This is a genomic window from Arthrobacter sp. zg-Y1143, from assembly GCF_030125565.1.
Lineage (GTDB): Bacteria > Actinomycetota > Actinomycetes > Actinomycetales > Micrococcaceae > Arthrobacter_B.
Genome location: NZ_JASKLW010000005.1, coordinates 410,242 through 421,372 on the forward strand (window position 1 = coordinate 410,242; position 11,131 = coordinate 421,372).

Consider the following 11,131-nt stretch of genomic DNA (forward strand, 5'->3'; position numbering starts at 1 on the left):
GAAGACGGTCAGGGAATCACGGGCTTCACCCTGGCCGGGCGGGCGGGATCTGCCGCAGGAACCTGGCCAAGCTTCGCCGTCGGAACGTGCGCGGTCTCCCTTGCTGTGAAGGCCGAGACGGCCGCGATGAGGCAGATCACCGCGGTGAATCCGCTGGTCACCAGCCAACCGCCCGGGTCCAGGCCGCCGAGCGCCGCAACGATGGACGGCGCAAAGCCGGCCATCAGGAAGCCGAGCTGGGTGCCGATGGCCAACCCGGAGAAACGCACGTTGGCGCTGAACATTTCGCCGTAGAAGGAAGGCCACACGGCATTGGCCGCGGCGTAGCCGCAGGAGAACACCGCGATGGACAGGGCAAACTGCAGCAGCGTGTTCCCCGACTCCATGGACAGCAGGTAGAAGGGCATAATCACCGCACTGGACACGGCGCCATAGATAAAGACGGGCCGGCGGCCGATCCGGTCGGCCACCCGGCCGAAGAGCGGCTGTGTCAGCAGGGCGACGGCGTTGCCGGCCACCACCAGCCATAGCGTGATGTTCTCGTCGACGTCGCCCACTTCCGTGCCGTACTTGATGGCGAGGGTGCCGTACACCGTGGACACCGCAGCAATGAAGGCGCAGCAGATGACCCGAAGGACATCGCGCCAGTGGTTCTGCAGCAGTACGCCCACCGGCAGCTTGGCAAGTTCGTTGCGTTCCTTGGCTTCGGTAAACGTAGGGGTTTCGTGCAGCGACCGGCGGATGAAGTACGTGACTATTACCACCACGGCGCTGAGCCAGAACGGAATGCGCCAGCCGATGCTGTATTTGATGTCATCGGGCAGCGAGACAACGGGGATAAAGACCATGGCGGCAAGGATCTGGCCACCCTGGGTACCGGTGAGGGTCCAGGAGGTAAAGAAGGAGCGGCGGTTGTCCGGTGCGTGTTCCAGGGTCATGGAGCTGGCGCCGGCCTGCTCGCCGGCGGCCGACAGCCCCTGCATCAGGCGGCAGAAAACCAGCAGGATCGGCGCCCACCAGCCGATGGTGCCAAAGTCCGGCAGGCAGCCGATCAGGAACGTCGAACCGCCCATGAGCAGCAGCGTGAACATCAGCACGCGCTGGCGTCCCACCCGGTCACCGAAGTGGCCCAGGATGACGGCGCCCACCGGGCGCGCCACGTAGGCGAAGCCGAAGGTGGCGAGCGACATCACGCTCGCCTGGGCGTCAGCGTCCGGGAAAAACACGCGGGGAAAAATCAGGGCGGCAGCTGAGCCGAAAATGAAGAAGTCGTAATACTCGACGGCGCTGCCCATAAAGCTGGCAGTCGCGGCTTTGCGCGGGGTCTTGCCCGGTGCTGATCCGGCGGGGGCGGATGCGTCCATTGCATCTCTCCTGACATGGGCGGAAGCGGTAGGGGAAGCTGTGCTGGAGGAGATTGTGCGGAACATTGTGCGGAACATTGTGCGGAACGTTTGTGCGGATAGCGCACGCCTGTGCATGATCCGTACACGTGAAGTAATGTAGCTCACAGCGAAGTCTCCGGCAAGGCGCAATCCCTTACACAGGGAATGCTCCGTCACGGCACGGAGACGGGTGAATCATGCAGCGGGAGGAGCTGGTCCATGAGCGGCACCAATGAAACATTCATTGTCGGACTGATCGGTGAAGGCATCACCGCCTCGCTCACGCCGCCCATGCATGAGCGCGAAGCCGCCTGCCAGGGACTGCGCTATATCTACCGCCCCATCGACCTCCTGACGCTGGGGCGGCCCGGCACCGATGTCGGCGAGGTGCTGCGTTGGGGCCGGGACCTGGGCTTCAACGCCTTCAATGTCACCCATCCCTGCAAGCAGCTGGTCCTGGCCGAGCTGGATGACGTCTCCGACGACGCCGCCCGGCTGGGCGCCGTCAATACCGTGCTGATCCGGAACAGCCGGTTCATCGGGCACAACACCGATTTCTCCGGTTTCGGCAGTGCCCTGGCGGATGGCCTGCCGGACGCCGAGCTGGACTCGGCAGTGCAACTGGGCGCCGGCGGCGCCGGCGCCGCCGTGTCCTACGCACTCCTAACCGCCGGAACCCGCCGGCTCACCATCCTGGACCTCGAGCCGGCACGGGCCGCGGACCGGGCAGCGGCCCTCACGCATCTGTTTCCCGGCCGGCAGATCACCGCCGGCACGCCCGGGGACCTGCCCGCTGCGCTCCCCGGGGCGGACGGACTGGTGCACGCCACTCCGCTGGGGATGCACTCCCATCCCGGCCTCGCCGTCGATCTGGACCTGCTGGACCCCTCCCAGTGGGTAGCGGACGTGGTTTACCGCCCGGTGGACACGGAACTCGTCCGCGGCGCAAGGGCCAAGGGCTGCCGGGTACTGGACGGCGGCCGGATGGCCGTGGGACAGGCCGTGGACGCTTTTGAACTCATCACCGGCATCCGGCCCGACCCCGCCCGGATGCACGCCCACTTCACGGAACTCATCAGCCAGGGCCGCTGAGGCCGGGAACCGGAGCACCCATGCGCACCTCTATCGCCACCGTCTGCCTGAGCGGCAGCCTCGAAGAGAAAATGCGGGCCTGCGCTGCGGCCGGCTTTGACGGCGTCGAAATCTTCGAACCGGACCTGGTGGTTTCTCCCTCCACCCCGGAACAGATCCGCGCGCTGGCCGGGAGCCTCGGCCTCAGCCTGGACCTCTACCAGCCCTTCCGCGATTTCGAAGGCGTGGGTGGTGAGGAACTGGCGGCGAACATGGTGCGGGCCCGGGCCAAGTTCGAGCTGATGAACCGGCTGGGTATTGAGACCATGCTGCTGTGCAGCAACGCGGGCACGGCAACCGTTAACGACGACGCCGTGGCTGCCGGCCAGTTGAGCCGCCTCGGTGACCTTGCTGCCGGGTACGGCGTGAAGGTGGCCTATGAGGCCCTGGCCTGGGGCCGCTACGTCAACGATTTCGAGCACGCCCAGCGCATAGTGGATTTGGCCCGGCATCCGAACATCGGCACCTGCCTGGACAGCTTCCACATCCTCTCCCGCGGCTGGGACCCGGGAGCCATCGAAAAGATCCCGGCGGAGAAGATCTTCTTCGTCCAGCTGGCCGACGCCCCGAAACTGTCCCTGGACGTGCTGTCCTGGAGCCGGCACTACCGGGTCTTCCCCGGCCAGGGCGCTTTTGACCTGGTGGGCTTTATGGCGCATCTGGTCCGCACCGGCTACGACGGACCGGTCTCGCTGGAGATCTTCAATGACGTGTTCCGGCAGACGGCCGAGGAACGCACCGCCGTGGACGCCATGCGTTCGCTGACCTTGCTTCAGGAACGCACCGCCGCCCGTCTGGCGGCGGACGACGGCGCGGCACGCTATCCGATGTCCCTGGCGGCCCTGCCCCCGGTGGCCGAACCCAGCGGCTTCAGCTTCGCCGAGGTCAAGGCGGAGCACCCGGAGACTGTATCCACCTTGCTCCGCCAGCTCGGCTTCGAATTCGGCGGCCGGCACCGGACCAAAGCCGCGCAGCTGTGGACCCAGGGCCAGGCGAGGGTCATCATCAACGGTGCCGGCGCACTGGAACCGGGCATCTCCGCCCTCGGCCTGGACGTGCAGGATCCGCTGGCCGCCGCCTCGCGTGCCGTGCAGCTGCGCACCCGCCGGGTGCCGCGCGAAACCCAGGCGGATGAGCAGGTACTGCAGGCCGTGTACGCGCCCGACGGCACCGAAGTCTTCCTCTGCGAGGCCACCGCGGACGGTACGGCCGCCTGGGCGGGGGAGTTCAGCGCGGATCCGGGCGACGGCACGGACGCGGAGCCGCTGGTCACCGGCATCGACCACATCAACCTGTCCCAGCCGTGGCAGCATTTTGACGAAGCCGTACTTTTCTACGAAGCCACCCTTTCCCTCTCGGCTGCCGGTGCGCAGGAGGTTCCGAGCCCGATGGGCCTGGTCCGGAGCCAGGTGATGCGCAGCACCGCCGGCGGGGTGCGGCTGGCCCTGAACATCGCCCCGCTCGCGGTCGAGTCCGAACCGGGCGGCTATCCCCAGCACATCGCATTCGCCTGCACCGACCTGGTCGCTGTTGCGAGGCAGGCCGCCGGCCGGGGATTGCGGTTCCTGCCCGTTCCGGCGAACTACTATGAGGACCTCGCTGCCCGGTTCCGGCTGGAGCCGGACTTCCTGGCCGCGCTGCAGGAATTGAACCTGCTGTACGACCGAGACGGCGACGGCGCGTTCCTACACTTCTACACGGCCACCGTGGGGAACGTGTTCTTCGAAGTGGTGGAGCGGCGGGGCCGCTATGACGGCTACGGCGCACCCAACGCCCCGGTCCGGCTGGCGTCGCAGTATCTGGCGGCCGAAGGCACGCTGGCACGGAAGGACGGCTGAGAATGGAGGACAGCTACTACGTCAAGTCCGTGGAGAAGGCCTTCGCCGTACTCGGCGCCTTCAGCAAGGACGTTCCGGAACACACGGTCAGTTCGGCTGCGGCTGCGGCCGGCACCAGCCGGGCAGCGGCCCGGCGGTTCCTGCTGACCCTGCGGGACCTGGGGTATCTGGGCTACGACGGCACCGCTTTCCGGCTCGCTCCGCGGACCCTGGACATCGGCGCCTCCTTCCTGTCCCATCTTTCGCTGCCGCACGCCGCCGAACCGCACCTAAAGCAGTTGTCCGCAGATCTGGGGGAGACGACATCGCTGTGCATCCTGGACGGCAGTGACGTGGTCTACGTTTCGCGGATCACTTCGCCGCGGTTGGTGCGGGTGGCGGTCAACGTGGGCACCCGTTTCCCGGCCTGGGCCACCTCCATGGGACGGGTGCTGCTGGCCGGACTGCCGGAAGCCAAGCAGGAGGAGTACTTCGCTGCGGTCCAGCTGATGCAGTACACGGCCGGCACGGTCGGCAGCATTGCGGAACTGCAGCACGCAGTGCGGCGCGCGGGAACCGAAGGGTTCTCGCGCGTCGCGGACGAACTGGAAAACGGACTGCGGGGCGTGGCGGTGCCGGTCCGCGGAGCCGACGGTTCAGTGGTCGCCGCAGCGAACGTGTCCCTGCAGCTGCACAGTTCCCCGGAGGAACGCATCGAAGAAACTGTGCTGCCGCACCTGCGGGCCGCCGCGGACCGGATCAGCAGGGACCTCGGCAGCCGCGCCTAGTGCAAGCACCCGGCCCCTCCAGGGACTAATGATGGAAGCCGGGGTGCTCTGCTTCGCGGGGCATGGGCGCGTTCAGCTGGCCGAGGTACGCCGTTTCCCGCCGAATGTCCGCCAGCAGGTTCTCGGCCAGGTCCATGCTCAGTCCGTTGCGGACCACAATCCGCTCCACCGTGAGGTTGGCCAGGTTGTCCGGCATGGGATACGCCGGTACCAGCCAGCCCTTGGTGCGGAGCCGTTCGGCAAGGTCGTAGAGGTTCCATTTGTCCGTCTGGCCGTCCTTCAGCCGCCATGCGAACACGGGGATATCAGAGCCGTCATTCCATAGTTCGAAGGGCCCGATTCCGGCGATTCCGCTGGACAGGTGCAGGGCCACATCCTGGGACGCCTGCTGGACCTTGGCGTAACCGTCCCGGCCCAGGCGGAGGAACAGGTAGTACTGCAGGACCACCTGGGCGCCGGGACGGGAAAAGTTCAGGGCGAACGTGGGCATGTCGCCGCCGAGGTAGCTGACATAGAAAATCAGGTCCTCCGGGAGCCACTGCCGTTCCCGCCACACCACCCAGCCCAGACCGGGGTAAACCAGGCCGTACTTGTGTCCGGACGTACTGATTGAATGCACGCGCGCCAGCCGGAAATCCCATTCCAGATCCTGCTGGAGGAACGGGGCAATCATGGCGCCTGAAGCGCCGTCCACGTGGATGGCGATGTCCAGGCCGGTGGAGGACTGGATCTCATCAAGCTTCGCGGCAATCTGCTTTACCGGCTCGTACATGCCGGTGTAGGTCACGCCCATAATGGCGACGACGCCGATGGTGCCCTCATCGACGTACTTTTCCAGTTCAAAGCCGTCCAGGCACTTGTGCTCCTCGCTGATGGGCACCAGCCGGGCCTCGATATCGAAGTAGTTGCAGAACTTTTCCCAGCACACCTGCACCGCGGAACTCATCACGAGGTTCGGCCTTTCCGCGGGTTTCCCCTCGCTGCGCCGTTTGTGCTGCCACAGCCGCTTCAGGGCCAGGCCGCCGAGCATGCAGGCCTCCGAGGAGCCGACCGTCGAGGTGCCGATGGTCCCCTCCGGGTCGGGTGAGTGCCACAGGTCCGCCAGGATCCGCCAGCAGTTCTGTTCAATCTGCGCGGTCTGCGGGTATTCATCCTTGTCGATCATGTTCTTGTCGAACGTCTCGCTGTAAAGCCGGTTCGCCTGGTCATCCATCCAGGTGCTGACAAACGTGGCAAGGTTCAGGCGCGCATTCCCATCCAGCATGGTTTGATCATGCACAATCTGGTACGCGGTTTCCGGCAGCATTTGCCCCTCGGCCAGCCGGAATTTCGGAGCGGACGTTTCTTCGCCCGGGCGGGAAAAAAGGGGATTAACCGATACGGAATCCTGGTTGTTCTGCGCCATTGTGGAAGCCTCTCGACGGGATGCCGGTCGGTATCGTGCCGTAGTGGACGGCGGGCGGATCCTCACAGGACTGTGCGCACCTGAAAACTATACGCGGGGCGAAAATCCATTACTAGGCTCAAGGCCAGCGGCCCGGACCGTGGGGCAAAGGCGTTTCCGCCACCACCCAATACGCCGGCTGGGCCCTGTTTGCACGGGGGTATCCATTGAGGGCAGGAACCTTCCGGACGTAACCTAGCGGCACCGGCATTCCTCCCCGCCCGGCGGCAGGGCCGGAGCAAAACCGGCGCAACCTGCGGCGAATCCGGGCCATACACAGGAGATATCCATGGCTTCACTTGCAAGGCGCGAACGCTTCGAACTGCCCGACCAGGTCCGGAAATTCTTTGAGGGGGACTGGGAGGTCCCGGCCTTCCCCATCGAGGAGTACCAGGACGGTAACAGCATGGTGATCCGTGCCGAACTGCCCAACATCAACCCCGAGCAGGACCTGGACGTTACGGTCAGCGACGGGATGCTGCATATCAAGGGTGAGCGGCGCGAACAGACCGAACACAAGGGCCGCAACGGCTACCGCTCGGAGTTCCGGTACGGCTCGTTCACCCGGGAAGTTGCCCTGCCCAGCGGCGCCAGCCAGGACGACGTCACCGCCTCCTACAACGACGGCGTCCTTGAAGTCCGCGTCCCCGTTCCCGAGGTTGGTCCCTCCTCCAAGAAGGTGCCTATCTCGCGCGGTTAGTTCCACCGCCGGAAGCCCAACCGGAAGGACCGGTATGACCACGCAGCCGGCACGGAAGCGGCGAACGTACCCGGACTGGCTGGTCATTGCCGTCCTGGCCTGCGGCGGCATTGTGGTTTCACTGGAAAAGACCGCCGTGGTGCCGCTGCTGCCCGAATACCCGCGGGTCTTCGGGGTCAGCAGCGACGACGTCTCGTGGATGGTCACCGTAACCCTGCTGGCCGCCGCCGTGGCCACACCCATCGTGTCGCGGCTGGCGGACATGTACGGCAAGCGCCGAATGCTGCTGCTGGCAATGGCCATGATGGTGGTCGGAGCCTTCACTGCCTCGATTGGCGGAACCTTCACCTGGGCGCTGGTGGGCCGGGGACTGCAGGGCTTTTCCGGAGCGGTGATCCCGGTGGGAATCAGCATCCTGCGCGATGCCCTGCCGCAGAAGAAAATTGCGGGAGCCGTGTCCCTGATGAGCGCCAGCTTCGGAATTGGCAGTGCCCTGGGGCTGCCGTTGTCCGGGTACATCTACGACCGGCTCGGATGGCAGGCAACGTTTTGGGTGGTGGGAATAATCGCCGCGCTGCTCATGGTCGCCGTTGCCGTTTTTGTCCCGGAGTCGCACGTGCGCACACCCGGCCGCTTCGATTACCTCGGCGCAGTGCTGCTCTCGGCGGGGATGACCGCGCTGTTGCTGGCCATTACCAAGGGCGGTGTCTGGGGGTGGACCAGTTATCCGGTGGTGGGCCTGTTCGCCGGTGCCGCCGTGTTCTTTGCCCTGTGGTTTCCGGCGGAGCTGCGCAACGGCCAGCCGCTGGTGGACCTCCGGACCTCTGCCCGCCGCCCCGTCCTGCTCACCAATATCGGGGCAGTACTGGTCGGCTTCTCCATGTACGCCAACATGCTGGTCACCACGCAGCAGCTCCAGCTGCCCCGGGAAACCGGCTTTGGATTCGGGCTGAGCGTGGTGGTGGCGGGCTTGACCATGATCCCGTCCGGGCTGGCCATGGTGGCGGCTGCACCCGTGTCTGCAAGGATCACCAACGGTTTCGGCGCCAAAACCACCATGGTGAGCGGCTGCGCGGTAATGGCGGCCGGCTACCTCTGGCGTGTGCTGTTTGTGGGTTCGGTGACCGAAATCATCACCGGGGCAGTGATCATATCGGTGGGAACAGCCATGGCCATGGCCGCTATGCCCACCCTGATCATGAGCAACGTACCGCTGACGGACACTGCCGCGGCCAACGGGGTCAACACACTGCTGCGTTCGGTGGGCACCTCCACCTGCAGCGCCGTGGTGGCCACCGTCCTGGCATCGCTGACGGTGAGCATCAGCGGTGCCGCCTTCCCCAGCTTGGACGCCTTCCGGACCGTTTTCGTCTGCGCCGGAATCGCGGCACTTGCGGCCACCGGAGTGTCCTGCCTGATCCCGCGCTCCCGCCGGCGCGAGGCCACCCACCCGGATCTGCACGCGGCACCGGGGCAAGTGCAGCCGCAGCGCGCAGACGCGAAACGGGAAATCATGGTCCACGGACGCATGCTCTCAGCGGCGGACGGCAAGCCTGTGCAGCGCGGCACCGTCACCGCGCTGGATGGCACGGGCCGACCGGTGGACTGGGACCGCGCCGACGACGCCGGCTCCTACAACGTGGTGCTGCCCGGGGACGGGGAGTACGTGCTCGTCGCCAACCATGCCCACTGGCGGCCGGTTTCAGAGGTGCTGGCCTTCCCCGGCTCGGCGGCGAACCATGACATCCACTTCCGCCAGCGGCTGACCCTCTCCGGGCGGATCGAGCATGCCGGCCGGCCGCTTGCCGGTGCCCTGGTCATCCTGGTCCGGCCGGGAGGCCAGCCGTCGGTGGCCGTGCGTTCCGACACTGCCGGGAACTACGAGCTGCCGCTGCCCGGGGCCGGCAGCTACATCCTCAGCATCGTGGAGCCCGACGGTGTGAACACGCATTCCCGGCGTGTCGTCCTGCCCGCTCCGGAGACAAACATCGACGTCGAACTTGGCGGCCGCGGGCCCCGGACCAGCCTGCGGATCTGAACCGAAGACTGCGGGTAGGTCCGCTCGGTGCAACCAGCGGGCGAGAGCAAGCGCACAACCCCCGCTTTGGTCCGCGCCTGCCCGAGCGCATACGATCAATCTGGCGTAAAGCGGGATTTCGGCAACACGTGCCGAAGCTGAACCCGCCACGCGGACTCTTTTCACTCGTCTTTAGTTAGGGTATGCGGTGGATCTCACCCTCATGGTCGCGCTGGTGATCGCGCTGGCTTTATTCTTCGACTTCACCAACGGATTTCATGACACCGCCAACGCGATGGCAACTCCCATCGCCACCGGCGCAATCAAACCGAAAACAGCAGTGGCCCTGGCGGCCGTGCTCAACCTGGTTGGCGCTTTCCTCTCCACCGAGGTAGCCAAAACCATCTCGCACGGCCTGATCCGCGAGGGCGACGGCGGAATCCAGATCACCCCGGTAATGATCTTCGCGGGCCTCATGGGTGCCGTGATCTGGAACCTGATCACCTGGCTCAAGGGACTGCCCAGCAGTTCTTCCCACGCCCTTTTCGGCGGGCTGATCGGTGCTGCGGTAGTGGGTGCCGGGTTCGGCTCGGTGGACTTCTCGGTGCTGGTCTCCAAGGTGGTCCTGCCGGCACTGATCGCTCCGGTCATCGCGGGCTTTGTGGCGTACCTCGCCACCAAGCTGGCCTACCGGATCACCCGCCGGCATGACCCGGACTCCGGGGAGAAGCTGCCCCGCAAGCGCGGCGGCTTCCGCTACGCACAGATTTTCTCCTCCTCGCTGGTGGCCCTGGCGCACGGCACCAACGATGCGCAGAAGACCATGGGCGTCATCACCCTGGTCCTGGTGGCCGACGGACTGCAGACCGCCGGAACCGGCCCCCATTTCTGGGTGGTCGCCTCGTGTGCCGTTGCCATTGCTGCCGGTACCTACGCAGGCGGCTGGCGCATCATCCGGACCATGGGAACCGGCCTGACCGAGGTCAAGCCGGCCCAGGGCTTCGCTGCCGAAACCAGCACCGCAGCCGCCATCCTGGCCTCCTCCCACCTTGGCTTTGCCCTCTCCACGACCCAGGTTGCCTCCGGCTCCGTCATTGGTTCGGGCCTGGGCCGCAAGGGCGCGGTGGTCCGCTGGGGAACTGCCGGCCGGGTCGCCAGCGGCTGGCTGCTGACCCTCCCTGCAGCAGCGGTCATGGGTGCCGTCACCGCCGCCGTTGCCTCCATGGGAACAGCGGGCGTGGTCATCGACGCCGTCGTCGGGACGCTGGTTATCCTCGGCATCTTCCTGTGGTCCCGGCGGGACAAGGTGAGCCATGACAATGCCGTCAGCAACAGCGGTATTGAAAACGCCGGCGAAGTCGTGAGCATCAAGAAGCGCCGCGGCAAGGGCAAGAACAAGGGCGGCAAGAAGGCCAAGCAGGGCAAGAACCACGGCAAGGCCAAAAAGAGCTCCAAGGGCCGCAAGAACAAGAACGGCAAAAACACCCGCAAGGTCAAGGCAGGTTCCAAATGAACATCCACTGGCTGGACTACCTCGTGGTCTTCGGCGTCACGCTGGTAGCCGCACTGATCGTCGTCGGCGTCTACTCCTTCGGAGTGCGGCTGTACGCCGTGTCCCAGGACGAAGCCACTGCTTCCACCCCGGGCAACCGTGTTGCCTTGGCGAAGGCCGGCGCGTTTGCGTGCTTCGGCGTGAGCGCCGTTGCAGTCCTGTACGGCATCTACCTGATTGTGCCGGCGCTGCACGGTTAGCAACGAACAAAAGCGATACAACGCAGAAGGCCGGCAGGATCGTTGATCCTGCCGGCCTTCTGCGTTGCCGGGCCCGGTTTGGGTCCCGAAACGTCAG

General features: G+C 65.9%; 9 protein-coding genes. 7 read left to right on the top strand and 2 right to left on the bottom strand.

The genetic code is table 11. The features are described from left to right. Positions 1 to 8: 8 nt before the first annotated feature. Positions 9 to 1,364, bottom strand: coding sequence for an MFS transporter (locus QNN98_RS08490; RefSeq protein ID WP_227926350.1), 1,356 nt, complete (start codon positions 1,362 to 1,364; stop codon positions 9 to 11). 240 nt (positions 1,365 to 1,604) lie between these two features. Between QNN98_RS08490 and QNN98_RS08495 the strand changes: the two genes are divergently transcribed. Genes QNN98_RS08495 through QNN98_RS08505 form a run of 3 tightly spaced genes read left to right on the top strand, consistent with a single transcriptional unit; the run spans position 1,605 to position 5,121 of the window. Further along, positions 1,605 to 2,477 carry a shikimate dehydrogenase gene (locus QNN98_RS08495; protein WP_227926349.1) on the top strand — a complete coding sequence of 291 codons (873 nt, stop codon included), beginning with the start codon at positions 1,605 to 1,607 and terminating at the stop codon, positions 2,475 to 2,477. Between the two features lie 20 nt (positions 2,478 to 2,497). After that, entirely contained in the window at positions 2,498 to 4,354 is a 1,857-nt protein-coding gene (locus tag QNN98_RS08500; protein ID WP_283996810.1) for a bifunctional sugar phosphate isomerase/epimerase/4-hydroxyphenylpyruvate dioxygenase family protein, read from the top strand. A 2-nt stretch (positions 4,355 to 4,356) separates the two neighbouring features. Further along, on the top strand, positions 4,357 to 5,121 hold the full coding sequence (locus tag QNN98_RS08505; protein ID WP_283996811.1) for an IclR family transcriptional regulator domain-containing protein: 765 nt from the start codon (positions 4,357 to 4,359) through the stop codon (positions 5,119 to 5,121). A gap of 25 nt (positions 5,122 to 5,146) precedes the next feature. Here the strand turns inward: QNN98_RS08505 and gad are convergent, their stop codons facing one another. Next, positions 5,147 to 6,526 (bottom strand): glutamate decarboxylase, encoded by a 1,380-nt coding sequence (gad, locus tag QNN98_RS08510; RefSeq protein ID WP_283996812.1) that lies wholly within the window; start codon positions 6,524 to 6,526, stop codon positions 5,147 to 5,149. 328 nt (positions 6,527 to 6,854) lie between these two features. On the opposite strand from gad, the gene QNN98_RS08515 reads away from it, so the two are divergent. The 4 genes from QNN98_RS08515 (at position 6,855) to QNN98_RS08530 (ending at position 11,034) form a co-directional block, all read left to right on the top strand. Continuing rightward, positions 6,855 to 7,265 (top strand): Hsp20/alpha crystallin family protein, encoded by a 411-nt coding sequence (locus tag QNN98_RS08515; protein ID WP_227926345.1) that lies wholly within the window; start codon positions 6,855 to 6,857, stop codon positions 7,263 to 7,265. A 34-nt stretch (positions 7,266 to 7,299) separates the two neighbouring features. After that, positions 7,300 to 9,303, top strand: a complete 2,004-nt coding sequence (locus tag QNN98_RS08520; RefSeq protein ID WP_283996813.1) for an MFS transporter — start codon at positions 7,300 to 7,302, stop codon at positions 9,301 to 9,303. 187 nt (positions 9,304 to 9,490) lie between these two features. Continuing rightward, on the top strand, positions 9,491 to 10,795 hold the full coding sequence (locus QNN98_RS08525; RefSeq protein ID WP_283996814.1) for an inorganic phosphate transporter: 1,305 nt from the start codon (positions 9,491 to 9,493) through the stop codon (positions 10,793 to 10,795). After that, complete coding sequence (locus QNN98_RS08530; protein ID WP_283996815.1) at positions 10,792 to 11,034, top strand: hypothetical protein; 243 nt, start codon at positions 10,792 to 10,794, stop codon at positions 11,032 to 11,034. The genes QNN98_RS08525 and QNN98_RS08530 overlap by 4 nt, the downstream gene beginning before the upstream one ends. Positions 11,035 to 11,131 lie beyond the last annotated feature (97 nt).